25 protein-coding genes and 1 tRNA gene are annotated in these 25,900 nt (G+C 67.9%); 7 read left to right on the top strand and 19 right to left on the bottom strand.

All coding sequences use genetic code 11. The features are described 5' to 3' along the window. Window position 1 precedes the first annotated feature (1 nt). Window positions 2-1,066, top strand: coding sequence for a D-2-hydroxyacid dehydrogenase (locus ACVWYS_RS06550; RefSeq protein WP_456508740.1), 1,065 nt, complete (start codon window positions 2-4; stop codon window positions 1,064-1,066). A gap of 302 nt (window positions 1,067-1,368) precedes the next feature. Here the strand turns inward: ACVWYS_RS06550 and ACVWYS_RS06545 are convergent, their stop codons facing one another. The 9 genes from ACVWYS_RS06545 to ACVWYS_RS06505 form a co-directional block, all read right to left on the bottom strand. Then, entirely contained in the window at window positions 1,369-2,718 is a 1,350-nt protein-coding gene (locus tag ACVWYS_RS06545) for an MFS transporter (protein ID WP_344366377.1), read from the bottom strand. Window positions 2,719-2,882: 164 nt separating this feature from the next. Continuing rightward, entirely contained in the window at window positions 2,883-3,680 is a 798-nt protein-coding gene (locus tag ACVWYS_RS06540; protein WP_344366380.1) for an IclR family transcriptional regulator, read from the bottom strand. Between the two features lie 38 nt (window positions 3,681-3,718). Further along, window positions 3,719-4,591, bottom strand: coding sequence for a fumarylacetoacetate hydrolase family protein (locus ACVWYS_RS06535; RefSeq protein WP_456509504.1), 873 nt, complete (start codon window positions 4,589-4,591; stop codon window positions 3,719-3,721). 245 nt (window positions 4,592-4,836) lie between these two features. After that, entirely contained in the window at window positions 4,837-5,127 is a 291-nt protein-coding gene (locus ACVWYS_RS06530) for a hypothetical protein (RefSeq protein ID WP_202615949.1), read from the bottom strand. Between the two features lie 98 nt (window positions 5,128-5,225). Then, the gene (locus ACVWYS_RS06525) at window positions 5,226-6,494 is read right to left on the bottom strand and encodes a glycosyltransferase (protein WP_456509152.1); all 1,269 of its coding nucleotides are present in this window, start codon (window positions 6,492-6,494) and stop codon (window positions 5,226-5,228) included. A 142-nt stretch (window positions 6,495-6,636) separates the two neighbouring features. Next, window positions 6,637-6,712 (bottom strand) — tRNA-Val (locus ACVWYS_RS06520). A gap of 91 nt (window positions 6,713-6,803) precedes the next feature. Beyond that, window positions 6,804-7,709, bottom strand: coding sequence for an NAD-dependent protein deacetylase (locus ACVWYS_RS06515; RefSeq protein WP_456508738.1), 906 nt, complete (start codon window positions 7,707-7,709; stop codon window positions 6,804-6,806). A 31-nt stretch (window positions 7,710-7,740) separates the two neighbouring features. Then, window positions 7,741-8,202 carry a peroxiredoxin gene (locus ACVWYS_RS06510; protein WP_116768666.1) on the bottom strand — a complete coding sequence of 154 codons (462 nt, stop codon included), beginning with the start codon at window positions 8,200-8,202 and terminating at the stop codon, window positions 7,741-7,743. A 62-nt stretch (window positions 8,203-8,264) separates the two neighbouring features. Then, entirely contained in the window at window positions 8,265-8,684 is a 420-nt protein-coding gene (locus ACVWYS_RS06505) for a DUF3052 domain-containing protein (RefSeq protein ID WP_091256835.1), read from the bottom strand. Window positions 8,685-9,096: 412 nt separating this feature from the next. On the opposite strand from ACVWYS_RS06505, the gene aceE reads away from it, so the two are divergent. The 6 genes from aceE (at window position 9,097) to fabF (ending at window position 17,260) form a co-directional block, all read left to right on the top strand. Then, the gene (gene aceE, locus ACVWYS_RS06500; protein WP_456508737.1) at window positions 9,097-11,865 is read left to right on the top strand and encodes a pyruvate dehydrogenase (acetyl-transferring), homodimeric type; all 2,769 of its coding nucleotides are present in this window, start codon (window positions 9,097-9,099) and stop codon (window positions 11,863-11,865) included. Window positions 11,866-12,084: 219 nt separating this feature from the next. Next, the gene (locus ACVWYS_RS06495) at window positions 12,085-13,329 is read left to right on the top strand and encodes a PucR family transcriptional regulator (protein WP_116766620.1); all 1,245 of its coding nucleotides are present in this window, start codon (window positions 12,085-12,087) and stop codon (window positions 13,327-13,329) included. Window positions 13,330-13,416: 87 nt separating this feature from the next. Then, window positions 13,417-14,346 (top strand): ACP S-malonyltransferase, encoded by a 930-nt coding sequence (locus tag ACVWYS_RS06490; protein WP_456508736.1) that lies wholly within the window; start codon window positions 13,417-13,419, stop codon window positions 14,344-14,346. Then, a complete protein-coding gene (locus tag ACVWYS_RS06485) occupies window positions 14,343-15,404 on the top strand; it encodes a beta-ketoacyl-ACP synthase III (RefSeq protein WP_116766618.1) in 1,062 nt (353 codons plus the stop codon). The genes ACVWYS_RS06490 and ACVWYS_RS06485 overlap by 4 nt, the downstream gene beginning before the upstream one ends. Window positions 15,405-15,601: 197 nt before the next feature. Then, the gene (locus ACVWYS_RS06480) at window positions 15,602-15,847 is read left to right on the top strand and encodes an acyl carrier protein (RefSeq protein WP_091256299.1); all 246 of its coding nucleotides are present in this window, start codon (window positions 15,602-15,604) and stop codon (window positions 15,845-15,847) included. Window positions 15,848-16,024: 177 nt separating this feature from the next. Beyond that, window positions 16,025-17,260: a beta-ketoacyl-ACP synthase II gene (gene fabF / locus ACVWYS_RS06475; protein WP_116766638.1), complete on the top strand. Its 1,236-nt coding sequence runs from the start codon at window positions 16,025-16,027 to the stop codon at window positions 17,258-17,260. Between the two features lie 143 nt (window positions 17,261-17,403). Here fabF and ACVWYS_RS06470 read toward each other — a convergent pair whose 3' ends face one another. From ACVWYS_RS06470 to rplS, 10 genes are all read right to left on the bottom strand, one after another. Beyond that, window positions 17,404-17,907 (bottom strand): DUF3145 domain-containing protein, encoded by a 504-nt coding sequence (locus tag ACVWYS_RS06470; RefSeq protein ID WP_091256295.1) that lies wholly within the window; start codon window positions 17,905-17,907, stop codon window positions 17,404-17,406. 440 nt (window positions 17,908-18,347) lie between these two features. Then, window positions 18,348-19,304, bottom strand: a complete 957-nt coding sequence (locus ACVWYS_RS06465) for a tyrosine recombinase XerC (protein WP_456509151.1) — start codon at window positions 19,302-19,304, stop codon at window positions 18,348-18,350. A 63-nt stretch (window positions 19,305-19,367) separates the two neighbouring features. After that, on the bottom strand, window positions 19,368-20,555 hold the full coding sequence (gene dprA, locus ACVWYS_RS06460; protein ID WP_456508735.1) for a DNA-processing protein DprA: 1,188 nt from the start codon (window positions 20,553-20,555) through the stop codon (window positions 19,368-19,370). Between the two features lie 49 nt (window positions 20,556-20,604). Further along, the gene (locus ACVWYS_RS06455; protein ID WP_456508734.1) at window positions 20,605-22,152 is read right to left on the bottom strand and encodes a YifB family Mg chelatase-like AAA ATPase; all 1,548 of its coding nucleotides are present in this window, start codon (window positions 22,150-22,152) and stop codon (window positions 20,605-20,607) included. Further along, on the bottom strand, window positions 22,153-22,509 hold the full coding sequence (locus ACVWYS_RS06450; protein ID WP_456508733.1) for a YraN family protein: 357 nt from the start codon (window positions 22,507-22,509) through the stop codon (window positions 22,153-22,155). A gap of 148 nt (window positions 22,510-22,657) precedes the next feature. Beyond that, window positions 22,658-22,984, bottom strand: coding sequence for a DUF2469 domain-containing protein (locus ACVWYS_RS06445; RefSeq protein WP_018773443.1), 327 nt, complete (start codon window positions 22,982-22,984; stop codon window positions 22,658-22,660). A gap of 93 nt (window positions 22,985-23,077) precedes the next feature. Continuing rightward, entirely contained in the window at window positions 23,078-23,743 is a 666-nt protein-coding gene (locus tag ACVWYS_RS06440) for a ribonuclease HII (protein ID WP_344368122.1), read from the bottom strand. A 10-nt stretch (window positions 23,744-23,753) separates the two neighbouring features. Beyond that, the gene (gene lepB, locus ACVWYS_RS06435) at window positions 23,754-24,698 is read right to left on the bottom strand and encodes a signal peptidase I (protein WP_456509503.1); all 945 of its coding nucleotides are present in this window, start codon (window positions 24,696-24,698) and stop codon (window positions 23,754-23,756) included. After that, entirely contained in the window at window positions 24,699-25,373 is a 675-nt protein-coding gene (gene lepB / locus ACVWYS_RS06430) for a signal peptidase I (protein ID WP_456508731.1), read from the bottom strand. A 118-nt stretch (window positions 25,374-25,491) separates the two neighbouring features. Next, window positions 25,492-25,851, bottom strand: coding sequence for a 50S ribosomal protein L19 (gene rplS, locus ACVWYS_RS06425; protein WP_091256284.1), 360 nt, complete (start codon window positions 25,849-25,851; stop codon window positions 25,492-25,494). Window positions 25,852-25,900 lie beyond the last annotated feature (49 nt).

The raw sequence follows: 25,900 nt of genomic DNA, 5'->3' as shown, positions 1-25,900 counted from the left end.
TATGATGAACACTATGACGACCAAAACCACCGTCGCAATCGCCGTCCCGCTCGAAGCCGAGCCTGTGGAACGCATCCGCGCCGTAGATCCTTCCGTGACCGTCCTCTACGAACCCGACCTCTTGCCGCCGGAACGCTTTCCCGCGGACCACTCGGGCGACCCGGACTTCCGCCGGACGCCGGAGCAGGAGGAGCGCTACTGGGACATGCTCAACAAGGCCGAGGTCCTGTACGGGTTCCCCAACGAGAGCCCGGCAGGCCTTGCCAGGATCGCCGGCAGCAATCCCCGCCTGGAGTGGATCCATGCCATGGCGGCCGGGGCCGGCGGCGCCGTGAAGGCATCGGGCCTGGACGCCGCGACGCTGCAGAAGTTCAAGGTCACCACCTCCGCCGGGGTCCACGCCCTGCCGCTGGCCGAGTTCGCCGCGCTCGGCATCCTCAACGGTTTCAAGCGGAGCGCGGAACTGGCGCAGGACCAGGCGGCCAAGCTCTGGCCCGAGCTCCGCACCCCCACGCGCCTGGTCAACGGCTCCCGCCTCGTGGTCACCGGACTGGGCGAGATCGGGCTCGAGACGGCCCGGATCGCCCGCGCCCTGGGCATGCGCGTCAGCGGGACCAAGCGGACCGTGGAGAAGATCGACGGCATCGAGCAGGTCACGGACAACGACGGCCTCGCCGGCCTCCTGAGCACGGCCGACGCCGTGGTCAACACCCTTCCCGGCACGCCGTACACGGAGAAGCTCTTTGGCCGGGACGCCTTCGCGGCCATGAAGCCCGGAACGGTCTTCATCAACGTGGGCCGCGGCACCGTGGTTGACGAAGAGGCGCTCCTCGAGGCGCTCGGCAACGGCCAGGTCTCCTATGCCTGCCTCGACGTGTTTGCCGTGGAGCCGCTCCCGCAGGACAGCCCGCTGTGGACCCACCCCAGGGTGATGGTGTCCCCGCACACCTCGGCCCTCAGCGCAGCCGAGAACCGGCTCATCGCCGAGCGCTTCTGCAGCAACCTGCGCACCCACCTCGACGGCGGCGAACTCCCCCACCTCGTGGACACGGTGCACTTCTACTAAAGCCAGACCCGCATATCGCAAGGGGCGGCCTCTCCGGAAACGGAGGGGCCGCCCCTTGCGTTGGTGCACGGCAGCCGCGGTGACCGACGTCCTACTCTGCGATGCGAATATGGCCCATCGACGCGGCATCCTGCTCGGCGACGCGCAGATTGCCCATCGACGCGGGTATCCCGGTAGCGCCGGGCATTTTGCGCGTCGCGCGGCACGTGCCGTGTCGCAGAAACGGCCGCGGCCCCTTCCCGGATTGGAAGGGGCCTCGGCCTGGCGTCCTGAGGACTGCGTGCTGATGAGGGCGCGTGCGCCTAGCGCGCATCCTCGATCAGCAGGAGGTCGCGTCCCACGGTTTCCGGCGTGAAGAACGTGGTGATGAAGGAGATCAGCGCCAGCACCAGCGAGTAGACGGCGAGCACGAGCCAGGAGTGATCGGTGGCGGCCAGCAGCGCGGCGCCCACGAGCGGAACGAGTCCGCCGGCCAGCACGGCGGAGAGCTCGCGGCTCATGGCCACGCCCGTGAAGCGGTACTGCGAGCCGAAGAGTTCCGGCAGCATCGGGCACTGCGGGCCGAGCATGGACTGGACACCGAGCGCGATGCCCACCACCATCACAATCCACACGAGGGTGACATTGCCCAGGGTCACGAGGTAGAACGCGGGCAGCGCGATGGCGGCCTGGAACAGCGCGCCGTAGCGGTAGACGGGCACGCGGCCGAACCGGTCGGACAGCGCACCGAACGTGATCACCATGACGGCGGCGAAGCCGGCGGCGATGAGCAGGCCCACCGGGCCGATGAACTTGTCTCCCGGGAACACGCCGTCTTTGGACGCCAGGAACGCGATGAGCAGGGCGGAGTAGATCGAGGAATTCCCGTTCTCCCCCATCCGCAAGCCGATGCCGATCAGCACATTCTTCTTGGAGTGCTTCCAGAGCTGGCCGATGGGGTTCTTCACCACATTCTTGTGTTTTTCCAGTTCCTGGAAGACCGGCGTTTCCTTCAGCCGCAGCCGGATGAAGATGGCCACCACGATCAGAAGGGCGCTGGCCAGGAAGGGCACGCGCCACAGCCAGCCTTCCAGGACGGCTTTGTCCGCCATGGCAATGAGCGCAAACGTCCCGGCGCCGAGCAGGGTGCCCAGCTGGATACCCACGAACGGGAGCGAGGCGAAAAAGCCGCGACGGCGGCGGGGTGCGACCTCGGAAATCAACGTGGTCGCGCCGGCCTGTTCGGCACCGGCGCCCAGCCCCTGGAGGATGCGCAGCGTCACCAGGAGGACGGCGCCCAGCATGCCTGCCTGCTCGTAGGTCGGCAGCAGGCCGATGGCAAAGCTGGCGGACCCCATCAGGGCGATCGTGAGGATGAGGACCATCTTGCGGCCGAACCGGTCCCCGATATACCCGAAGACCATGCCGCCAAACGGCCGGGCCGCGAAACCGACGCCATAGGTGGCGAACGATGCGATCAGGGCCCCGTCGTCGCCGAGCGGCTTGAAGAAGAGCGGGCCGAAGATCAGGGCCGAGGCCAGGCCGTAGATGTAGAAGTCGTAGTACTCCAGGGCGGAACCCACGGAGCTGGCAAGCGTTGCCCGTCGCAGCTGGTCCGGATCGACGACGGCGCCGTCCGCTTCAGCGAGCGGTGTATTAGTACTAGTTGTCACAAGCACTCCCTCAAGAACACTCCAGACCCCCGTTGGCCTGGTGGGATGTGAGCAACTCCCGAAGAGTCGATCACCATGCTGAACAGCGTACAGCATGGTGATCGGCTAGCCAATGAGTAATCGGATTTATTCCTGCCGGCCCTGCGGAACCCCGTGCGGGCGGGTTAGCCCATGGGATTTCCGAGGGACCGGGCGAGGTCCTTGAGTTCCTTCACCATCATGGCGCCCTGCTCTTCCGAGTAGGTCGCCTTCAACGCGGTGACCGAGAGGCCCAGGCTGGGGCCGTGCGCACCGCGCGTCGGGACGGCCACGGCCAGGCACACGACGCCGGTGGTGGACTCCTCGTCTTCAAAGGCGTAGCCCTGCTCCCGGATCACGGCGAGCTGGGCCTTGAGCTCGGCCCCCGTACGCAGCGATTTCGGCGTCAGGACCGGCAGTTCGGCGTCGTCCGGGAACATCTCGTCGACGTCGTGGTCGTGCAGGCGCGCTATCAGGGCCTTGCCCACGGCGCAGAGGGACACCGGCATCTTGTCGCCGATGTTGGACGTCAGGCGGACCGCGGGGTGGCCTTCATAGCGGGCCAGGTAGATGACGTTTGTTCCGTCAAGCATGGCGATGCGGACGGTCTCCCCCGAAAGCGTTGGGGCCTGTTCGCAGAACCGGTAGAACTCCTGCACCTCATCCAGGCGGCTGAGGTAGGCCGCACCCAGCTCCACCAGCTTGCGTCCGAGCGTGAATTCCGCGCCCTGGCGGTTGATCAGCCTGGCCTCCTCGAGGGCGAGCAGCAGATTGGACGTTGAGGACTTCGGGATTCCCAGCTCCCGGGCCAGATCGCTCAGCGTGAGTCGCCCGGTCGCAGATGCGGCCAGGGCCTCCAGCACGGCGGCGGCGCGGGTGACGGCCGGTGCCGGTGATGCGCTCCCCAATCCGTCGGAGGTTCGGGAAACTCGGGAATCGGCCATGATTCTCCTTCAGGTATCGCGCGCAGTCGCCGCGCCACTCATTCGAATGCCGTCCAGTCAGCTGAACAGTAACCATCATAATGTCTGGCGGCCGCCACGGGATTCGTGAGTTCGCCGACGCCGGCAATGTGGCAGCTGACGGTATCGCCGGGAACGATCGGGGCGGCCTCGGCCGGGAAGCCCGTGAGCACCAGGTCCCCCGGGTGCAGCGTCATGAAGGAGGTGATGTAGGCGAGGATTTCTTCCACCTTCCAGCCGAGATCGGCAGAGCTGGCCGCCTTGAGCTCCACGCCGTTGTGCCTGATGCCGATCTCGAGGTCATCACCTGTCAGATCCGTGACGATCCAGGGACCGGCAGGCGTGAACGTGTCCTGGCTCTTGGCGCTGACCCACAGCTCGTCGGATTGCTGCAGGTCCCTGGCCGAGACGTCGTTTCCGATGGTGTACCCCAGAACCGCGGTCCTCGCGTTGCCGGGTGTCAGCCCCCGGGCCCTGCTCCCGACGACGATTGCCAGCTCCGCTTCCGGCTCGACACGGCCCACTCCGGGCCTGAGTTCGATGGCGTCGCCCGGACCCACCACGCTGGTCGCCGCCTTGTGGAAGGCCTGCGGAGGCAGGTCACGGCCGGCGCGGCCGGTGTTGTGCGCCATGCCCAGGACGTTGGCCGGGATGCTTGGCGCGAGGAAGGTGAATTCCCCTTCATGGACCGTCGCGCCGATGTCCCACCCGCTGCGGGGCCGGCTACCGGCGTTGGCCGGAGAGCCCGGGAAGGGGGTCCCGGTCACCGTCCAGACCTTGCCGGTGTCGCTGTAGAAGTCCGCAGCGTCGTTGGCGATAAAGAAATGCTCGTCCTCGGCAACAGGGGAAAGCGGGCGGACTCGGGCGATGCGGCGGGCAGTCGTGGCGGTCATGAACACATCCTAGGTCTCCGCGGGTACGCGGCGGCTCCGCGCCGACATCCCGGCCACTCCGGGCCCGAATTAGGCCATCGACTGGGGTATTTCTCCCGGCCGGAATCCCGCCCGCGCGTTTCACATTTCCAAATGTTCACGGTATATTCATAACAAGCCTTCCACCGCGGCATCCCCCAATAGTCGCGGTGGAAGGCTTTTCCAATGCCCGGGTTTTCCCAAGGACCGGGTTAGGGGCCGCCGGCCTATGCGGCGTCCGCGACCGCCTCCCGCAGCCGCCAGCCGCCGCCGAGGCCGTCCCGGACGATTTCCATGGTGGTGAGGGCCGATTGCCGGTTGCGGCCAAGCCGTGCCTGGATCTGCCAGACCTCGACGTCCACCCGGCTCAGTCCCTTCGGCATGCGGCGCTCCGCCTCCCACCAGTTGACCCGCTCAAACCAGCGGACCGGTTCGGCCCCGATCAACCATTCCCTGCCTCCGCGCAGCACGGCCTGGGGCCGCCCGTCCGGGCCTGTTTTCACCATCACGTGCTCCATGCCCGTCACACTAGGGGGGAGCACGGACATTTTCGGCGCCCGCACGGAAAGTGGAGGCCCGGGCTCAAAAGCCCGGGCCACAACTCCGCCCTCAGTCGTTAGTCGGCGGCGTGCACGGCCACGACGCGAGGCTGGCGCAAGCGGATAAAGACGTCCGCCGGCTGGCGGTTCTTGCCCCTCAGGGTAATGCCGGAGATGCTGGCCCCGTCCGGGAGAAGAAGGCTCTGGCGCACGACGCCCTGTGAGCTCTTCGACCATGCCTGCCGGCTCCACCCGAAGGTAGCGCTGTTCCGCAGCCCGAGCGCCTCGGGATCAACGCCATCCGCACCATGGAGATCATAGGAGACCACGGCAAATCCTCCCTGAAGCCTCCTGGCCGACTCGAACTCAAACTCAAACTCGACCAGCCCGGCTTCGATTCCCGAATCCAGCGGAAAGGTCAGCACGGTCTCTTCGGTCAGGCGCAGCGGTTCCGAACCGGGCGTGGACAGCTCATGTGCCACGGGTTCGCCGCGGACGATGTCCTCAAAAAGGCTCGGCCATTTCGCGGCGGAAACATCGGCCGAGTGCACGGCCGGGAGCTTATCCAGGCGCGCCAGCGACGCTGCGACCCGTTCGTACGGGGTCTCGTTCAGCGTCGAGTCCTGATCGCTGTGACGGACCTGGAAGAACATGTGCTCCCGGGAGTCAAGGATGGTCGGCATGATCTGGTCCACGCCGTGGTGCGGGCCCGGCGTAATGATCGCGAGGCGGCGCTGAGCAGGGTCGAAGGCAGATACGAAGGCCATGCCCTGGGCAGACTTCGGGTGGTAGTACTCCCGAAGGTTCACCAGTTCATGTTCGCCCTTGTAGGCCGTCAGGCCGAGGCCGAACGAGATGGCCATCCCCACGTGGTTCAAGGTCCGATAGTTCTCAAGGTGCGTCAGGTAGTCGGCAGCCAGCACGTCGTCGTCGTCGAGCCGGAACCACACCACCGGCTGCACGCCGTCGGCAGCGTCAAACTTGCCGGCGAGGTCCTCCTCGACCAGGGGCAGCACTTCTTCGATGCCGGTTCCCCGGACCACCTCGTTCCACTCCACGGGCACCAGGAACGGGTACTTGGCCGCAGCCGCGAACAAGATGTCCTGGTGGCGCTTCGGGAGCAGCTCGGAGTACATCACAAAATGCTTGTAGTCATGGTTTTCCGCCATTACGGCAAGCGCGGGCACGGCCTTGTTGAAGAACATCTCGGCACGGAGGTTAAGGCGCTTTTCCGAGAACAGGTACTGCATGTAGTCATCCGGGGTCCTGAAAACCCCACTGCGCGACGTTTTCCACGAGTGCGATCCGGGTGAGAAGAGGCTGTAGCGCGTGACGCCATAGAACATGGTGATCCCCAATGGTCTTGCGAGGCTGAACAAATCACCTAACTCTACCCGGCAGCCGTCCTCCCCCGTGACGCCGGGCCCGCCGGGAACGACAAAACCCCGCCATTGCCGACCATCTGGTCCGGCATGACGGGGTTTTCTGTGGTGGGTCCTACCGGGATCGAACCGATGACATCCACGGTGTAAACGTGGCGCTCTACCAGCTGAGCTAAAGACCCAAACCGCGGCATCCGCGCCTCAGCGCTTCAACCAACGAACAGCTACTGTACAGGATGCCAGTGGCCAAGCGCCAATCGGTCCGACCCCTTCCTAGAGCGGGGGCAGCTCGGCGGCAAGCCAGCTCAGGGCCCCGCTGACGCCTGCGTCGAGCTTGATGGTGGCGAGGTCATCGCCGCGGGTGGCTCCCCGGTTGATGATGACGACGGCTTTGCCCTGTTTGGCGGCGTGCCGGACAAAGCGCAGGCCGCTCATGACGGTGAGGGACGAGCCTGCCACCAGGAGCGCCCGGGCCGCGTCGACCATGGCGTAGGAGCGCTCCACCCGGTCTTTGGGCACGTTTTCACCGAAGTAGACGAAGTCCGGTTTCAAGGTGCCCCCGCAGGCGGGACAGCGGGCAACGACGAAGGATTCGATCAGCCCGGAGTCCTCAACCGTGGCATCGGCATCGGGGGCCATTTCAATCGCCCCGGCGGCGTGGGCGCGTTCCAGGAATCCCGGGTTGAGTTCCTCGAGGACCCCGGCCAGGAGCCGGCGGCTGTACCGCCGGAGGCAGTCGAGGCACACCACCTGGTCGAAGCGGCCGTGCAGGTCCACGACGTTGACGCTGCCGGCGTCTTCGTGGAGACGGTCGACGTTCTGGGTGATGAGTCCGGTGAGCAGTCCGCGGTGCTCCAGCCGGGCGACGGCGGCATGTCCGTCGTTGGGGTCCGCGCGGCGAAGGTGCGACCAGCCGATGTGATTGCGGGCCCAGTAGCGCTGCCGGTTCGCCGCCTCGCCGATGAATTCCTGGTAGGTCATGGGCGCCCTCGGGGCAGCGCCGGGGCCCCGGTAGTCCGGGATGCCGGAATCGGTGCTCAGGCCGGCGCCGGTCAGCACGGCGAACCGGCCCCCGGCGAGAAGACCGTGGATGTCCTGCAGGACCTCGAGCTCGTCCCGCTGGAGTTCGGCCGAGGTCGCGGCGGCCGTGACCGGCGGGAGGCTGGCAAAGCCAGTCATGCCGATCCCGGGGCGCCGCTGCCTCACCGGATCAGCTCCCGCCGAGCCCCGCCAGGGCGGCCCGGTATTCGGCAAGGTCCCGGGCCTGGCCGCGGGGATTGACGACGACGTAGCGGACAACGCCCGCGGCGTCGATGATGAAGGTGCCTCGCAGTGCCATGCCGCTTTCGGGGTCGAACACGCCGTAGGCCGAGGCCACGGCGCCGTGCGGCCAGAAGTCGGCGAGAAGGTCGAAACCGTAGCCTTCTTTTTCGGCGTAGGCCCGCTGGGCGAACTTGCTGTCCACCGAAACAGCCAGCACTGCGGCGTCGGCATCCTCGAACAGCGCGAGGTTGTCCCGGATTTCACACAGTTCACCGGTGCAGATGCCTGAGAAAGCGAACGGATAGAAGACCACGACGACGTTGCGGCCCCGGAAGTCGGAGAGGCGGACCGGCTCTCCGAACTGATTGGCGAGCTCAAAGTCCGGTGCGGGATCGCCAACGGCCGGCACCCCACCGGGAACAGGGGTAACGGCGCCGGCCGGCCGGGCGGCGTCGTTCTGGACTGCTTGGGTCACTTGTTCTTCCGCGTGACCAGCCGGGTGGCGCTCCAGTCCTTGGAGACGCCGGCCGAGGTGGTGTAGTGGAGTCCCGCAGTGGGCGCGGCGTCCTGGATGTCGGCGGGCGAAACATAGCCGACCCGCCCGGACTTGGGGGTCAGGACCCACACGACACCGCCCTCAGTGAGGGTGGTCAGCGAATCAACCAGGGTGTCAACGAGGTCGCCGTCACCGGCCCGCCACCACAGGATGGCGGCATCGACCACTTCGTGATCGTCCTCGTCGAGGAGTTCCGAGCCCGTGAGATCTTCGATGTCGTCACGCAAGTCGAAGTCGACGTCGTCGTCATAACCGAATTCCTGAATCAGGTCCCCGTCTTTGAAACCCAGTTTCTCCGCCACATTTACCGAAGTGGCGGCGTCGGCCTCGCTCACGTGTTGCTCCTATGCTTTGTGAATTGCTTCATGTCTTCAATGGCACTAGTGATTTCCATTACTCCAAGCCAACACCCTTTGAGGCTTAGCTTCAAGCTGTTGGCCCCGCGATCCGCCATATTCTGCGTCACACAGGGCGATCCGAAGGCTGACGGGCAGCCCGCGGTCACACAACCAGTATGCCCGTGAAATACGTCGGGGGGTCCATGCGGCGGCTACGCATCCGTCAACGCGCACGGCTAGAGTGGCTGATGACGACTACGCCTGTGCGGGCAACCGCCCCACTGATGACACAGGCAGGCGTACCGTGATTGGACCTTGCCCGGCGCATACGACCGGGCTGTTGTAACCGATATGTCGCACACGTCGCGTTCACGCCAGGCAGTCACCCTGCCCGGAGCTGAGGGTGCCGATGGATGCGCTCAAAGAGAGGTTGGACGTGGCTGCAGGAGAAGATACCTCCCATATCCTCAGCGGGTTGACAAACCAGCTGCCTGATCGTGATCCGGAAGAGACCGCCGAGTGGCTGGAGTCCCTGGATACGCTGATTCAGGAACAGGGCACCGAGCGTGCCCAGTACATCATGCGGAGCCTGCTTCAGCGGGCCGGGGCGCAGAGTGTGGGTGTTCCGATGGTGACCACCACGGACTACGTCAACACGATCCCGGTGGACCAGGAAGCGCCGTTCCCCGGGGACGAGGAGATCGAGCGGAAGTACCGGGCGTGGCTGCGCTGGAATGCCGCGGTCATGGTGCACCGGGCGCAGCGGGCGGACATCGGGGTCGGCGGGCACATCTCGACCTATGCCGGGGCCGCGACCCTGTACGAGGTCGGGTTCAACCACTTCTTCCGCGGCAAGGACCACCCCGGCGGCGGGGACCAGGTCTTCTTCCAGGGCCACGCCTCCCCCGGCATGTACGCCCGGGCCTTCATGGAGGGCCGTTTGTCCGAGGAGGACCTGGACGGGTTCCGGCAGGAGAAGTCCAAGGAGGGCCACGCCCTGTCCTCCTACCCGCACCCGCGGCTGATGCCCGCGTTCTGGGAGTTCCCCACGGTCTCGATGGGCATCGGGCCGATGAACGCGATCTACCAGGCCCAGTCCAACCGGTACCTGCACAACCGCGGCATCAAGGACACCAGTGACCAGCAGGTCTGGGCGTTCCTGGGTGACGGGGAAATGGACGAGCCCGAGTCCCGCGGCCTGCTCCAGCTCGCCGCGAACGACAAGCTGGACAACCTGAACTTCGTGATCAACTGCAACCTCCAGCGCCTGGACGGCCCGGTCCGGGGCAACGGGAAGATCATGCAGGAACTCGAGGCGTTCTTCCGCGGCGCGGGCTGGAACGTGATCAAGGTCGTCTGGGGCCGGGAGTGGGATGACCTGCTGGCCAAGGACGAGGACGGCTCGCTCGTGAAGATCATGAACGAGACCGTCGACGGGGACTACCAGACCTACAAGGCCGAATCCGGCGCGTTCGTCCGCGAACACTTCTTCGGCCAGACCCCGCAGACCAAGGAAATGGTCCAGGACCTCACCGACGACCAGATCTGGAACCTCAAGCGCGGCGGCCACGACTACAACAAGGTCTACGCCGCGTACAAGGCCGCGACCGAGTTCAAGGGCAAGCCCACCGTCATCCTGGCCCACACGGTCAAGGGCTACGGCCTGGGCACCCACTTCGAGGGCCGCAACGCCACGCACCAGATGAAGAAGCTCACCCTCGCGGACCTGAAGGCCTTCCGCGACCACCTGCGCATCCCCATCACCGACGACCAGCTCGAAGCCGACCCCTACCGGCCCCCGTACTACCACCCCGGCCCGGACGCCCCCGAAATCCAGTACCTCATGGAACGCCGCCAAGCCCTCGGCGGCTTCGTCCCCGAACGCCGGTCCAAGCACAGCGAGATCACGCTGCCGGATGAGAAGACGTACGAGGTCGCGAACCGCGGCTCCGGCAAGCAGCTGGCCGCCACCACCATGGCGTTCGTCCGTCTGCTCAAGGACCTCATGCGGGACAAGAACTTCGGCCAGCGGATCGTGCCGATCATCCCGGACGAGGCCCGCACCTTCGGCATGGACGCGTTCTTCCCGACCGCGAAGATCTACAACCCGAACGGCCAGAACTACCTCTCCGTGGACCGGGACCTCGTCCTGGCCTACAAGGAGTCGATTTCCGGCCAGATCGTGCACGCCGGCATCAACGAGGCCGGTTCCGTGGCCGCGTTCACCGCCGCGGGCACCTCGTACGCCACGCACGGCGAACCGCTCGTGCCGATCTACGTGTTCTACTCGATGTTCGGTTTCCAGCGCACCGGCGACTCCTTCTGGGCCGCTGCGGACCAGATGACCCGCGGGTTCATCATCGGCGCCACCGCCGGCCGCACGACCCTGACCGGTGAAGGCCTGCAGCACGCCGACGGCCACTCCCCGATCCTCGCCGCCACCAACCCGGCAGTCGTCACCTACGACCCCGCGTACGGCTACGAGATCGGCGTGATCATGCGCGACGGCCTGGAGCGGATGTACGGACCCGACTCCGAAGACCGGAACCTGATGTACTACATCACGGTCTACAACGAGCCGATCGCCCAGCCGGCGGCGCCGGCCGAGCTCGACGTCGAAGGCATCACCAAGGGCATCTACCTGCTGGCACCGGCCAAGATCGACGGCCCGCGCACGCAGATCCTTGCCTCCGGCGTCTCCGTCCCCTGGGCCCTCGAAGCCCAGCGGATCCTCGCCGAGGACTGGGGCGTCTCCGCCGATGTCTGGTCCGTGACGTCCTGGAGCGAACTGCGCCGCGACGCCATGGCCGCCGAGGAAGAGGCCTTCCTCAACCCCGGCCAGCCGGCCCGCGTCCCGTTCGTCACGCAGCAGCTCGCCGGTGCCACGGGTCCGATCGTTGCGGTCACCGACTACATGAAGGCCGTGCCGGACCAGATCCGGCAGTTCCTCCCGAACGAGTTCGCCTCGCTCGGCGCGGACGGCTTTGGCTTCTCCGACACCCGGGCCGCTGCGCGCCGCTTCTTCAAGAACGACATCCACTCGGTAGTGGTCCGTTCCCTGCAGATGCTGGCCCGCCGCGGCGAAGTCGATGCCCAGGCACCGGCCCAGGCCATCGAGAAGTACCGGCTGCTCAACGTGAACGCCGGCACCACCGGCAACGCGGGCGGCGACTCCTAACCGGACGCCCCGCCGGCCGCAAGGCCAGGCACGGCGCCCGACGGCGGCCCCTCACCAATTGGTGGGGGCCGCCGTCGGCGTTTAACCGGGGTGGTCCCCCCGTCTCTCCGGGGGCGGGCCTCACCGCGATCCCGGCGCGGTCCGGTGTGATGCAGGACAACGGCAGTTGTAGCCTTCTCACAAATGGAGCTTGGGCGGCGCGCCCCGTATGCTCGATGCATGGCAGAGCCGATCACCACTCCCGAAAAACGCAAGCCGACCTCGCGGGCGATGACTCCGGAGAAGGCTGAGACCCTCAAGAAGCTTCGGGCGAGCGTGGGCCAGTTGTCGACGACGACACTGCGCCAGCTGGAAAAGTCCCTGCCGTGGTACAGCCGGCTGAACTCAGACGAACGCTCCGCCTTGGGCATGGTGGCCCAGAACGGCATCGCGGCGTTCGTGACCTGGTACGAACGGCCAAGTTCGCCGTCGTGGATCCTGTCCGACGTCTTCGGCACCGCCCCCACCGAACTGACCCGCTCCATCAGCCTGCAAAAGGCGCTCCAGCTCATCCGGATCGTCGTGGAAGTCGTCGAGGACCAGGTCCCGGTCATCGCCCCGGAAGCGGACCAGGGCGCGCTGCGCGAGGCCGTGCTGCGGTACTCGCGGGAGGTCGCCTTCGCCGCCGCCGACGTCTACGCCCGCGCCGCGGAATCCCGCGGATCCTGGGATACCCGGTTGGAAGCCCTGATTGTCGATGCCATCCTGCGCGGCGAAAACACGGACGCGCTGCGGTCCCGGATCGCGGCCCTGGGCTGGAAGGCGCAGGAACGGTTCACGGTCATGGTGGGGAATTCGCCGTCGGAGCCGAGCGCCAGCTACGTCAGCGAACTGCGCCGCACCGCGGGGCGCTTCGCCGAGGACGCACTCGTGGGGATCCAGGGCGACCGCCTCATCCTCATCCTGGGCGGACTCCAGGACCGGGAGACCGCTTACCTGAAGCTCAGCGAACTCTTCGCCCCCGGCCCGGTGGTGTACGGCCCCGAGGCGGGCTCCCTCCTCGAGGCCAGCGGTTCGGCCCAGTCAGCCTTCGCCGGCCTCACCGCGGCCCGGGCGTGGCCCTCCGCGCCGCGTCCGGTGGCAGCCGACGACCTGCTCCCCGAGCGCGTGATCTCCGGCGACGACGCCGCCCGCCGCTCGCTGGTCAAGAACATCTACCGGCCCTTGCTGGCCGCCTCCAACGGGCTTGTGGAGACCCTGGGAACGTACCTCGAGCTCGGCCATTCGCTGGAGGCCACGGCCCGGGAACTCTTCGTCCATGCCAACACGGTGCGTTACCGGCTCAAGCGCGTGTGTGACGTCACGGGCTGGGACCCCCTCCTGCCGCGCGAGGCGTTCGTGCTCCAGACGGCCCTCGTGGTCGGCCGGCTTTCGACGCCGCCGAAGGCCCCCGCGGAGCGGCAGCCTCCCCGCAACGGGTCCTGAATCGTTGTAGACTTCCTACAAACTGACCCAGTGAGCTTGGTGCATGAAAACACGAATGTTCACGCGGTAATTTGGAAAGCTGGTTACGTGCTTGCAATCGTCTGCCCTGGACAGGGCTCCCAGACCCCTGGTTTTCTGGCCCCCTGGCTGGAACTACCACCCGTCGCAGGCCTCCTGGCCTCCCTCAGCGAAATAGCAGGCATCGACCTCACCGCTCACGGCACCACCTCCGATGAGGAAACCATCAAGGACACTGCCGTCGCGCAGCCCCTGATCGTCGCCGCGGGCCTCGTGGCCGCAAAGTCACTGTTCGACGTCGAACTCAGCACGCTTCCGGTCATCCTGGCCGGCCACTCCGTCGGCGAAATCACCGCGGCCTCGCTGGCCGGTGTCCTGACGGAAACCGAAGCCATGACGTTTGTCCGCGAACGGGCCAACAGCATGGCCGCCGCCGCTGCCGCCACCCCGACCGGCATGAGCGCCGTCGTAGGCGGCGACCCGGCCGACGTCCTGGCGGCCATTGAGGCCTCCGGCGCCACCGCGGCCAACGTCAACGGCGCAGGCCAGACCGTGGCCGCCGGCACGCTGGAGCAGCTCAAGGCCCTGGCCGGGAACCCGCCGGCCAAGGCGCGGGTCATTCCGCTGAAGGTTGCGGGCGCGTTCCACACCTCGCACATGGCCCCGGCCGGCGCCGCCCTGCAGGCGCTGCGCCCGTCGCTGCACCCGCGGAACCCCCAGGTGCCGCTGCTGTCCAACTTCGACGGCGCGGAAGTCACCGACGGCGGCGCCGCCGTCGACAGCCTGATTGCCCAGGTCTCCCGCCCGGTCCGCTGGGACCTCTGCATGGAGACGATGGTGCAGCGCGGCGTGACCGGCCTGATTGAACTGGCTCCCGCCGGAACACTCGCCGGCCTCGCCAAGCGCGGCATGCCGGGCGTCAAGACCCTTACCGTCAAGACCCCGGACGATCTTTCCGCGGCCCTGGCCCTATTTGCAGAACTGGAGGGAGGGGCATGAGCGTTCCCACTCTGAAGCAGGCGCCCGTGCAGGAAAACACCCGCATCATGGGTATCGGCGCCTACCGGCCCAGCGTCATCGTGACCAACGAGGACGTGTGCCAGTGGATCGATTCCTCGGATGAATGGATCCGCCAGCGCACCGGCATCATCACCCGGCACCGCGCGCCCGCCGATGTCAGCGTGATCGACATGGCTGAAGGCGCCGCCCGTGAGGCCTTGCAGAAGGCCGGCATCGAGGCTTCCCAGCTCGGCGCCGTGATCGTCTCCACGGTCACGCACCCCTACGCGACCCCGTCCGCGGCCGCGAGCCTGGCCGACCGCCTCGGCGCGACGCCGGCCCCGGCCTTCGACATCTCCGCGGCCTGCGCCGGCTACTGCTACGGCATCGCCCAGGGCGACGCCCTGGTGCGCTCCGGAGCGGCCACCTACGTCCTGGTGGTCGGTGCCGAGAAGCTTTCCGACGTCATCGACAACACGGAACGGACCATCTCCTTCCTGCTCGGCGACGGCGCGGGCGCCGTCGTGATCGGCCCGTCCGACACGCCGGGCATCGGCCCGTCGGTCTGGGGTTCGGACGGCAGCAAGTGGGACGCCATCGGCATGACCCACTCCATGCTGGATATCCGCGAGCTAGCCCTGACCGGCAAGCGCGGCGCCGCTGTCAGCGCCGAGGAAGCCGCCGTGACGGACGCCTCCCTCTGGCCCACCCTGCGCCAGGACGGCCAGACCGTCTTCCGCTGGGCCGTGTGGGAGATGGCCAAGGTGGCCCAGCAGGCCCTGGACGCTGCCGGCGTCACGGCTGAGGACCTCGCCGCCTTCATCCCGCACCAGGCCAACATGCGGATCATCGACGAGATGGCCAAGAAGCTGAAGCTGCCCGAGACCGTCAAGATCGCCCGCGACATCGCCGACGCCGGCAACACTTCCGCGGCGTCCATCCCCCTTGCCACCCACCGCCTGCTTGAGGAAAACCCCGAGCTCAGCGGCGGGCTGGCGCTGCAGATCGGCTTCGGAGCCGGACTGGTCTTCGGCGCCCAGGTGATCGTGCTTCCGTAGGTAGCCGCCGCCTTCCCGAACTGAATACGTTTCACCTGTTTCACCATTGCAGAGCATGAGGTTCACTATCTGCCCCCAAGCTCTGCACAGCACGCATTTCCCGCACCAAGCCGAATCCCTCGGTTTGAATCATTTCCGCCCCCGACGGCCGGCATTTCACCGGCAGCCTGGGGCAACAACTAGAAAAGGAGCCATCAATGGCTAACAACGAAGAGATCCTGGCCGGCCTGGCTGAAATCGTCAACGAAGAGACCGGCCTGGCCCCGGAGGCTGTCGAACTGGACAAGTCCTTCACCGAAGACCTGGACATCGACTCCATCTCCATGATGACCATCGTGGTCAACGCCGAGGAGAAGTTCGGCGTCCGCATCCCCGACGAAGAGGTCAAGAACCTCAAGACCGTCGGCGACGCCGTGAGCTTCATCGCCAACGCCCAGGCCTAAGTCTGGCTTTCCGCCGGCAACGGCGGACCCGGTGGCCGGTCCGGGCGTTCCAGCAGCGCCCGGACCGGCCACCAGCACCACCATCAAGTGCACGACCCCAGTGATTTCCCCACGCAGGCCCCGGCCATCCCCTTCACGGTTCCGGACACGGCAGGCGCACCGACAGAGAGTGATCCCATGGCACGCAAAGTAGTCATTACCGGGCTGGGTGCCACCACACCCATCGGCGGCGATGTCCCCACGATGTGGAAGAACGCGCTCAAGGGCGTCTCCGGCGCGCACACGCTTGAGGACGACTGGGTGGCAAAGTACGAACTGCCCGTTCACTTCGCCGCACGCGCCTCCACCCCGGCCCTCGAGGTCCTGAGCCGTGTCGAAGCCAAGCGCATGGACCCCTCGACGCAGTTCGCCGTGGTTGCCTCCCGCGAGGCCTGGGCCGACTCCGGGATCACCGAGATCGACCACGACCGCCTCGCCGTGGCCTTCGCCACCGGCATCGGCGGCGTCTGGACCCTCCTCGATGCCTGGGACACCCTGCGCGAAAAGGGCCCCCGTCGCGTCCTGCCCATGACCGTTCCGATGCTCATGCCCAACGGCCCTGCCGCCGCGGTCAGCCTCGACCTGGGCGCCCGTGCCGGCGCCCACACCCCCGTCTCCGCCTGCGCATCCGGCACCGAGGCCGTCCACATGGGCCTGGACCTGATCCGCTCCGGCAAGGCCGACGTCGTCGTCTGTGGCGGCGCCGAGGCCGCGATCCACCCGATGCCGATCGCGGCGTTCGCCTCCATGCAGGCCCTCTCGCGCCGCAACGACGATCCCGAGCACGCCTCGCGCCCCTACGACCGCGACCGTGACGGGTTCGTCATGGGCGAAGGCGCCGGTGCCCTCGTGCTCGAAGCCGAGGAACACGCCCTGGCCCGCGGCGCCCGGATCTACGCCGAACTCGCCGGTACCTCGGTCACCGCCGACGCCTACCACATCACCGCCCCGGACCCCGAGGGCCTCGGCGCGACCCGCGCGCTGAAGGCTGCCATGTTCGACGGCCGCATCCAGCCCGAAGACGTGGTGCACGTCAACGCGCACGCCACCTCCACCCCGGTCGGCGACAAGCCCGAGTACACGGCGCTCAAGGCCGCCCTGGGCAAGCACGTGGACAGCGTGGCGGTCTCGGCCACCAAGTCGCAGATGGGGCACCTGCTAGGCGCCTCCGGTGCGGTGGAGGCCGTGCTGACCGTCATGGCCGTGTACGACCGCAAGGCGCCGGTGACCATCAACCTCGAGAACCAGGATCCGGAAATCCCGCTCGACGTCGTCACGACGGCCCGCGACCTGCCCGCCGGCAGCATTGCGGCGCTGAGCAACTCGTTCGGCTTCGGCGGACACAACGCCGTGATCGCGGTACGCAGCGTGTAGTTGCTGCACGGCCCCGGCTGAATGACGGCTGGCCCGAATGACAGATGGCGGCAATGTTCCTCGTGGACATTGCCGCCATCTGTGTTTGGCGCCTAGCTATGGAAGTGCTGCGGTGGTGCGCCTGGTGTTGTGCTGGGCGGGCCCTAACCGACCTGGTGGAGCCAGCGCACGGGGGCGCCTTCGGCGGCGTGGCGGAACGGCTCGAGTTCCTCGTCCCAGGCCTCACCCAGGGCGAGCGAGAGCTCGTGGTAGACGGCCGAAGGGTCGCCGGCACCGGATTCGTAGGCGTACCGGATGCGGTCCTCGGAGACCATGATGTTGCCGTGGACGTCGGTGGTGGCGTGGAAGATCCCCAGTTCCGGGGTGTGTGACCAGCGTCCGCCGTCGACGCCCTGGCTCGGCTCTTCGGTCACTTCATAGCGCAGGTGGGCCCAGCCGCGAAGAGCGGACGCCAATTGAGCCCCCGTGCCCGGCGTACCGGTCCACGACAGCTCGGCCCGGAACATTCCGGGCGCGGCAGGCTGCGGGGTCCACTCCAGATCCGTCCGCTTGTCCACGACAGACCCTATGGCCCACTCGACGTGGGGGCACAAGGCAGTCGGGGCCGAGTGAACGAACAACACACCGCGGGTCAGTGCAACAGACATTCCATCCTCCATAGCTGTAGGTACGTCTTCCCCAACGACCTCTGCCTGGATGTCTGTCTGTTGCGCGGATCCGAAATTGTGCCAGCGGTCCCTGCCAGACTACTAATATACAACCGGGTTCGAAGCTGGGACGTGGTGCATTCCAGCTTCAAGTTCAACTTGAAACTTCCCGGGCGTGAGTTTTATTCTGCCCTACCCCTCCTAATTACGCCAGTGCGATTCGGCGCGTCCTTTTCGGCGCGCCGAATTCGTCTCCGGAGACCGCGAGGGGAGCGCCCGGCGGGGCGGATCACGGGCTGACGGGGCGGCCGACGGGGCTGACGGCGAAGGGCTGCGGGGCGGATGACGGGACCCGTGAGGAGGCTGGCGCCGTGGCTGCTGTCGCTCCACGCGGCGGCCCCTGTACCGGAGGGCACGGACGTCGCGCTGGAAGCCGGGGATCAGGCCCGGGGGTGCGCCTGCTGGTAGCTTTGCCGGAGCCTCTCCACGGACACGTGGGTGTAGATCTGCGTGGTGGCAAGGCTGCTGTGGCCGAGGATTTCCTGCACGGCCCGCAGGTCCGCCCCGCCGTCGAGCAGGTGCGTCGCAGCGGAGTGCCGCAGCGCGTGCGGGCCGGTGGCTGCGGTGTCCCCCAGCCTCTCCAGCATGTCCTTGACCACGCTGCGGACCTGGCGCTGATCCACCCGGCCGCCGCGCGCGCCCAGGAAGAGCGCCGGGCCGCTGGACCCGGTGGCGAGGGCCGGCCGGCCCCGACGGAGCCAGTCGTCGACGGCGAGCGCCGCCGGAAGCCCGTAGGGCACCGTGCGTTCCTTGTTGCCTTTGCCGAGTACCCGCAGGGTCCTGCGGTCCGGGTCGAGGTCATCCACATCCATCCCGGCCAGCTCCCCGACCCGGACGCCCGTGGCGTAGAGCAGTTCGAGCATGGCGCGGTTGCGCAGGGCCAGCGGTTCCCCCTCCGCGGAGGCGGCTTCGGCATCGTCCACGAGCCGCTGGACCTGTTGCTGGTGCAGGACGCCGGGCAGGGACTTCTCCCGTTTCGGGGCCTTGAGCCGCAGCGCGGGATCGGCGTCGATCAGCTCCTCGCGGACGGCCCATGCGGTGAACGCCCGGGCGGTGGCGGCGCGGCGAGCCAGCGTGGCGCGGGATTTGCCGGACTCACTCTGGGCACCAAGCCAGCGCCGCAGGGCTCCGAGTTCCAGCCCGGCCAGGTCCTGGATCCCTTCAGTCGCGGCATGGGTCAGCAGGCTTTCGACGTCGGAGAGATACGCCCGCACCGTATGGGCCGACCTCCCCCGCTCAGCTTCCAGGTAGCGGCCGAAGCGTGCGGCGGCGCCGTCGAGTGCGGCGGGGAGATCCTGTGTAGACACCTTCCTACTGTGGCAGTATTCCGGGGGCATTCTCAGGAGCCGGGCGGCGAGCCGCGGCATACCGGCCGCTGCATGCGGGCGTCGGCGGCCATGTCAGGTCGCTTTCCCGGAGCGTTTCCAGCCGCCGTGCCGGGATTCGGCCAGCCCCAGCAGCCCGAGCCGGCCAAGTCCGGCACGGACCGATTCCACGCTCAAGCCACCCACCACGGCCAGCTTCTCGACCGAGCTCGTGGTCCGCAGCGGCAACGCATCGAGCAGGATCAGGTCCTCGAGGGTGAGGCCGTCATGGACTTCTGTCCGGCCGGCCTTGTCCGGGGGCAGGGCCTCACCACTCGGGGAGGCGAGCTCGGCGATTTCCCCCGCGTCCGTGACGCACACGGCCCCGCCTTCCCGAAGCAGCCGGTGGCAGCCGGCGGAGTTGGCGCTGTGGATGGATCCGGGCACGGCGCCCACGGCTCTGCCCAGGCTTTCGGCGTGGTGGGCCGTGTTGAGGGCGCCGGAGCGCCACCTGGCCTCGACCACTACCGTGACGGAGGCCAAGGCCGCAATGAGCCGGTTCCGCTGGAGGAACCGGTAGCGGGTGGGTGCGGATCCGGGCGGGACTTCGGCCAGGACTGCGCCATGGTCCGCCACGGCCCGGAGCAGGTCCTCGTTCCCGGCGGGATAGAAGCGGTCAACTCCCCCGGCCATGACCGCGATGGTGGGCAGGGCGCCCGTGCCTCCGGCCAGCGCGGCCCTGTGGGCGTGGGCATCAATCCCATAGGCGCCGCCGGAGACGACGGTGAAGCCGCGCTGGGCCAGGGAGTACGCGAGGTCACCCGTCACCGAGGCGCCGTAGCTGGTGCTGTCCCGGGAGCCCACCAGGGCGATGGCTTTGGCCGCGGGCGGCAGCTCCTGCTCGACGCCGCGCCACCACAGGCACACGGGCTCCTGGAGTCCGAGGTCGGCCAGCTGCCGGGGCCACAGCTCATCTGAGGGGATGATGATCCGTCCGCCGAGCCGGCGCATGGTGGCCAGGTCCCGTTCCGGCGCGAGGTCGGGGATGCGCGGCGCCCAGCGCTGCAGCGCCCCGGCCAACCCTGACCAGCTGATGCCGGAGCCGCTCTCTGCCAGGATCGCGGTGATCTCCCGTTCCAGCTCCGGACCGGCGGCGAGCCGGCCGCACGCGATCCTCAGGGCGTCCTGCGCTCCTGCGGCCTGCACCAGGGCCAGGGCCGCCGCGTCCTGAGGCTCGAAGAGGCGGGACAGTGCGGCCCGGGCGGTTCGTTCGTCGTCGCTCATGGTGCTTCCTTTCGCGTGGCGTTTGGGGGGTGCGGGGTCGTGCCCGGGCTCAGGGAGCCGCCGTCGCGGCCTGGCGGAGGCCCAGCGCCTGGCCGACGTCGTCCGTGTCCGGGACGTCGTGCCGGGACAGGTCCGCCAGCGTCCACGCGAGGCGCAGCACGCGGTCGTAGCCGCGAGCTGTCAGGACGCCGCGTTCCAGGGCGTAGTCCAGGACACGCGTGGTGGATGCACTAAGCCGCAGGGTTCCGCGGAGTAGCCGTCCCGGCACCTGCGCGTTCGTTTCCAGTCCGAAGGGCAGCAGCCGCTCCAGCTGACGGGCCCGGGCCGCGCGGACGCGCTCTGCGATGCTCGCAGTGCCTTCCTCGGCCGCGGGCTGGCCGAAGCCGGCGAGCGAGACGCGCTCCACTTCGAGCTGGATGTCGACCCTGTCCAGCAACGGGCCGGAGAGCCGGGCCTGGTAGCGGCGGCGCATGGTGGGTGTGCAGACGCAGTCCACTCCCTTCCCGGTGGCCTTGCCGCAGGGACAGGGGTTGGCCGCGAGGACCAGCTGGAACCGGGCGGGATAGGCCGCGGCCCCGGCCGAGCGGTGGATGACCAGCTCGCCGCTTTCCAGCGGCTGCCGCAGGGCGTCCAGGACGCCGCGGTCGTACTCGGGGGCCTCGTCGAGGAAGAGCACTCCGCGGTGCGCGCGGGACGCTGCCCCGGGGCGCGGCAGCCCTGACCCGCCGCCGATGATGGCCACCGCCGTCGCGGTGTGGTGTGGGTTCTCGTAGGGCGGCCGGCGCAGCAGCTGCACGGAGCCCGAGGGCAGCGAGCACAAGGAGTGGATGGCGGTCACCTCCATGGCCTCGGTGTCGCCCAGGTCCGGCAGGAGGCCGGGCAACCGCTCGGCCAGCATGGTCTTCCCGGCACCGGGCGGCCCCGTCAGCAGAAGGTGGTGGGCACCCGCGGCGGCCACTTCCAGGGCACGGCGCGCCGCGGCCTGCCCGGAGACATCGCACATGTCCGGCGCCAGTGCGGGACCGGTGCCGGGATCGGGGCTGTCGGCGTCCTCGGGCTCGGGCTCGAAGTCCAGGGCGAGGTCCTGCGGATCCGCGCCGCAGTCGAACGCGAGTCTGGCCAGCGTGGCGTAGCCGCGGACCCGTGCGCCCGGGACGAGTTCGGCCTCGGCCACGTTGGCCCTGGCCACCACGACCTCCGGGTAGCCGGCCCGCACCGCGGCCATCACCGCCGGAAGGATGCCCCGCACGGGCCGCAGACGGCCGTCCAGGCCGAGCTCGGCGATGAAGACGGTGCGGCCGGTGGACCGGATGTCATTCGCCGCCAGCAGGACGGCCATGGCAATGGCGAGGTCGAAGCCCGAGCCGCGCTTGGGCAGGGACGCCGGGATCAGGTTGGCCGTAATTTTCCGGCGGCTCAGCGGGATTCCCGAGTTCTGGGCGGCGGAGCGGATCCGTTCCTTGGCCTCGTTGAGCGAGGCGTCCGGCAGTCCCAGGATCACGAACGCCGGCAGGGTCTGGCCGATGTCGGCCTCGACCTCCACGATGTAGCCGTTGAGGCCCACCAGGGCGACCGAATAGCTCCGGCCCAGCCCCACCTACCCCACCCCCTCGAGGTGCTCGACGGCGGGCTCGCCGGTGCCGTCGTCGATCACGGCGATCACGTCCACGCGGCAGGGCGGCGCGCCCAGCCCCTGGACACGGCACCACGCAGACGCCAGGCGGCGGAGCCGGGCCAGCTTGTCCGCGCCGACTGCCTCGAAGGGATGGCCGTACGCGAGGGATTTACGGGTTTTCACCTCGGCGATGACCAGGGCGTCGCCGTCGAGCGCGACAATGTCGATCTCGCCCTCAGGGCAGCGCCAGTTCCGCTCCAGCACTCGCATACCAAGCGATTCAAGGTACCCGGCGGCGAGGTCCTCCCCGCGCCGGCCCAGCACATCCTTAGCTCTCATGCCTCCAGCGTGCAGCGCCGCCGGGAACGGCCATAGAGCACACTTGGGCTATGTGGAAACCCTCATGGAAAGTCCCTACGCGGGCCCTGTGGAGGAAGAGTCGCGCAAATACAGCGGCAGCCGGCTGCCGCGAAAGTTCCCGCGGGGATCAGTTGCCGAGGTCCTCGACCTTGGGCAGGGCCAGTTCCTCACTGCGGGGCAGTTCCTCGACGTTGACGTCCTTGAACGTGATGACGCGGACGCTCTTGACGAACCGGGCGGAGCGGTAAACGTCCCACACCCAGGCGTCCTGCAGTGTGAGGTCGAAGTAGACCTCGCCGTCGGCGCTGCGGGCCTGCAGGTCTACGTGGTTGGCAAGGTAGAAACGCCGCTCGGTCTCGACCACATAGCTGAACAGCCCGACGACGTCGCGGTATTCGCGGTAGAGCTGTAGCTCCATGTCGGTTTCATAGTTTTCAAGGTCCTCGGCACTCATGGTTCCATCTTGCACCATCCGGCGCCGGCCGCGCGCCACAAGTCCGGTCCGCGCCGGCCGTCGCGATGGGGACGGGAGTGCGGCCGCGGCACGCTAGAGCAGCTGCCAGCTGACCCTGTGGTACGGCGTGGGACCGGCGGCACGGAGCGCTTCCTTGTGCGCGGCGGTACCGTAGCCCTTGTTCTCGTCCCAGCCGTAGCCCGGGTATTCGATGTGCAGCTCGCTCATCATCCGGTCCCGTTCCACCTTGGCAAGGATGCTGGCCGCGGCGACGCTGAGGCACTGCATGTCGGCTTTCACGAGCGTGTGCACCGGGGCGTCGCAGCCGGGGTCGGCGGGAGCCTCGTCAAACAGGGAGGGCTGGAGATCGGGCGAGAGCCAGTTGTGGCTGCCGTCGAGCAGGACGACCTCGGGCCGGACGCCGGCGGCGAGGACAGCGCACCAGGCGCGGTTGCCGGCCAGCCGGAGGGCGCCGATGATACCGAGCTCGTCGATCTCGTTCGCGGACGCGTGTCCGACGGCGGACGCGACGCTCCAGTCCCGGACCACCGGCACCAGCCGCTCACGGTCGGCGACCTTGAGCAGCTTGCTGTCCCGGACATCGGCCAGGAGCTTCTGCCGTTGCAGGTCGACGACGGCGATCCCCACACTGACGGGGCCGGCGAGGGCACCGCGGCCGACCTCATCGATGCCCGCGAGCAGCCGCGCGCCGGAGCGGCGGAAGCGGCGTTCGTAGTCGAGGGTGGGGGCGTCGGACATGGCGGGCGGCTTACTTTCCGGCCGGGGCGGGCACACTGCGGAACACGCCCGGATAGTTGTCCAGTGCCGAGATCCTGTTCAGCGGCCAGGCGATGACGGCGGCCTGGCCTTCGATGTCCGACTCGTTGACGAATCCGCCGTTGGTGTCCATGTGGGCGCGTGAGTCCGCGGAGTGGTTGCGGTTGTCGCCCATGACCCAGACCTTGCCGGCCGGCACGACGACGTCGAAGTCGCGGACCTGGGGAATCTCGGCGGGATTGATGTACTTCTCGTCCAGCGGCGCGCCGTTGATGGTGAGCTGTCCGCCGGCGTCGCAGCAGACCACGTGGTCGCCGGGGAGCCCGATGACGCGCTTGACCAGGTGCTGTTCGGAGTTGTCCGGGAGCAGGCCGACGAACGTCAGCCCGTCCTGCACCCAGGTGAAGGGGCCTTTCGTCTTCTGGGCTGCGGGGGCGAGCCAGCCCTGGCTGTCCCGGAACACCACGACGTCGCCGCGCTGGAGGGCGATGGGCTGCGGCACGAGGAGGTTGACGAAGATGCGGTCGTTCACGTCGAGGGTGTTGACCATGGATTCGGAGGGAATGTAGAAAGCCCGGAACAGGAAGGTCTTGATCAGGAAGGACAGCACGACCGCCACGACGACCACGGTGGCCACCTCCTTCAGCCACAGGAAGAGCGGGCTGCGCCCTTCACGGGCCTTCGCCCGTTTGGCCCGCCGGGAGGACTTCCCGGCGTGGGCAGGTCCGGCAGGCCGCTCCTCGTGGGCAGCCACGGCAGCCCCGCCAGCGACGGCACTGTCAGAATCAGGCCGGTCAGAATCAGGCCGGTCAGAATCAGGCCGGTCCGCGCGCGGCGCTCCGCCGCTGGTGTCTTGCTCGTCGGGGATCGCCGAGGAGGTCACCCGGGGTAGGTCCTGGCCCTGCGGATCAGGAGTGCGCGGTTCGGTCTCGGGCATCTACTGTCCGTTCGTCGTCGTCGTTGTCGCAGCCGGTTGGGGCCGCGCTACTGCTGCAAATCTATCAAGCGGCCAGATGATCTGTACCGGCCGGCCGATGACGCGTTCCAGCGGCACCATGCCGCCGCCGGGGGCGCCGAGGAGGCTCCGGGAATCGGCCGAGAGGGAACGATGGTCCCCCATGAGCCACAGCCGCCCGGCCGGCACCTCAACACTGAACTTCATTTCACTCGGGGTGTCCCCCGGGTACACATAGGGTTCCGCAACTTGCTGGCCGTTGACTGTGAGCCGGCCGCTGGCGTCGCAGCACACCACGCGGTCTCCGGGCAGGCCGATCACACGCTTGACGTACGTGGTGTCGCTGCCGGCGAGGCCCAGCCAGCGTCCGGCTTCGGCGAGGGCGTCCACCACGGGTCCGTTGCCGCTGTTCAGCGGGGCGAAGGAGCCGCGTCCGTCGAAGACCACGACGTCGCCCCGGTTCAGGGACTCAGGGCCGGTCCGCTCCACAAGGATCCGGTCACCGGTGAGCAGGAGCGGTTCCATGGACGCGGACGGGATGTAGTAGACATCCACCCACAGCGAGCGGACCACGGCGCTGATGGCCACCGCGAGCACCAGGGCCAGCAACGCAAAACGCCAGCCCGGTTTCCTGGGCTGGCGTTTTGGCTGTTCCATGTTCCGTATCCCTTGGCGCTGTCGTGAACTAAAGTGCGCTGTTGCGGATAGCTCCGGCGGCACGCCGGGCACGGTCCGTGGACCCGCGGCGGAAGACTGCGTGGAAGTCCGGGAGGACTTACTTGGCGGTCTGGAAGTCGCGCTTTTCCTTGATCTTCGCGGCCTTACCACGCAGGTTACGCATGTAGTAAAGCTTGGCGCGGCGCACGTCACCCTTGGAGACGAGCTCGATCTTGTCGATGATCGGGGAGTGCACCGGGAAGGTACGCTCCACGCCGACGCCGAAGGAGACCTTGCGGACGGTGAAGGTTTCGCGGACGCCGTCGCCCTGGCGGCCCAGGACGAAGCCCTGGAAGACCTGGACGCGGGAGTTCTTGCCTTCGATGATGTTCACGTGAACCTTGATGGTGTCACCCGCGCGGAACTCGGGAACATCGGTGCGCAGCGAGGCTGCGTCTACGGAATCGAGGATATGCATTGATCCACTCCTGGTGAACGCCACAGGTCACTCACGTTGGGTTACGGCG

Source organism: Arthrobacter sp. TE12231, assembly GCF_054062895.1.
This window is presented reverse-complemented; position numbering and strand designations above follow the sequence as displayed.

What these genes read in the sequence shown, in the direction of transcription:
- ACVWYS_RS06550 (WP_456508740.1), top strand. Translation starts at nt 2, where the DNA reads ATGATGAACACTATGACGACCAAAACCACCGTCGCAATCGCCGTCCCG.
- ACVWYS_RS06540 (WP_344366380.1), bottom strand. Translation starts at nt 3,680, where the DNA reads ATGGCCGATTCCCGAGTTTCCCGAACCTCCGACGGATTGGGGAGCGCA.
- ACVWYS_RS06535 (WP_456509504.1), bottom strand. Translation starts at nt 4,591, where the DNA reads ATGACCGCCACGACTGCCCGCCGCATCGCCCGAGTCCGCCCGCTTTCC.
- ACVWYS_RS06530 (WP_202615949.1), bottom strand. Translation starts at nt 5,127, where the DNA reads ATGGAGCACGTGATGGTGAAAACAGGCCCGGACGGGCGGCCCCAGGCC.
- ACVWYS_RS06525 (WP_456509152.1), bottom strand. Translation starts at nt 6,494, where the DNA reads ATGTTCTATGGCGTCACGCGCTACAGCCTCTTCTCACCCGGATCGCAC.
- ACVWYS_RS06515 (WP_456508738.1), bottom strand. Translation starts at nt 7,709, where the DNA reads ATGACTGGCTTTGCCAGCCTCCCGCCGGTCACGGCCGCCGCGACCTCG.
- aceE (WP_456508737.1), top strand. Translation starts at nt 9,097, where the DNA reads ATGGATGCGCTCAAAGAGAGGTTGGACGTGGCTGCAGGAGAAGATACC.
- ACVWYS_RS06495 (WP_116766620.1), top strand. Translation starts at nt 12,085, where the DNA reads ATGGCAGAGCCGATCACCACTCCCGAAAAACGCAAGCCGACCTCGCGG.
- ACVWYS_RS06485 (WP_116766618.1), top strand. Translation starts at nt 14,343, where the DNA reads ATGAGCGTTCCCACTCTGAAGCAGGCGCCCGTGCAGGAAAACACCCGC.
- ACVWYS_RS06480 (WP_091256299.1), top strand. Translation starts at nt 15,602, where the DNA reads ATGGCTAACAACGAAGAGATCCTGGCCGGCCTGGCTGAAATCGTCAAC.
- fabF (WP_116766638.1), top strand. Translation starts at nt 16,025, where the DNA reads ATGGCACGCAAAGTAGTCATTACCGGGCTGGGTGCCACCACACCCATC.
- ACVWYS_RS06470 (WP_091256295.1), bottom strand. Translation starts at nt 17,907, where the DNA reads ATGTCTGTTGCACTGACCCGCGGTGTGTTGTTCGTTCACTCGGCCCCG.
- ACVWYS_RS06465 (WP_456509151.1), bottom strand. Translation starts at nt 19,304, where the DNA reads ATGCCCCCGGAATACTGCCACAGTAGGAAGGTGTCTACACAGGATCTC.
- dprA (WP_456508735.1), bottom strand. Translation starts at nt 20,555, where the DNA reads ATGAGCGACGACGAACGAACCGCCCGGGCCGCACTGTCCCGCCTCTTC.
- ACVWYS_RS06450 (WP_456508733.1), bottom strand. Translation starts at nt 22,509, where the DNA reads ATGAGAGCTAAGGATGTGCTGGGCCGGCGCGGGGAGGACCTCGCCGCC.
- ACVWYS_RS06445 (WP_018773443.1), bottom strand. Translation starts at nt 22,984, where the DNA reads ATGAGTGCCGAGGACCTTGAAAACTATGAAACCGACATGGAGCTACAG.
- ACVWYS_RS06440 (WP_344368122.1), bottom strand. Translation starts at nt 23,743, where the DNA reads ATGTCCGACGCCCCCACCCTCGACTACGAACGCCGCTTCCGCCGCTCC.
- lepB (WP_456509503.1), bottom strand. Translation starts at nt 24,698, where the DNA reads ATGCCCGAGACCGAACCGCGCACTCCTGATCCGCAGGGCCAGGACCTA.
- lepB (WP_456508731.1), bottom strand. Translation starts at nt 25,373, where the DNA reads ATGGAACAGCCAAAACGCCAGCCCAGGAAACCGGGCTGGCGTTTTGCG.
- rplS (WP_091256284.1), bottom strand. Translation starts at nt 25,851, where the DNA reads ATGCATATCCTCGATTCCGTAGACGCAGCCTCGCTGCGCACCGATGTT.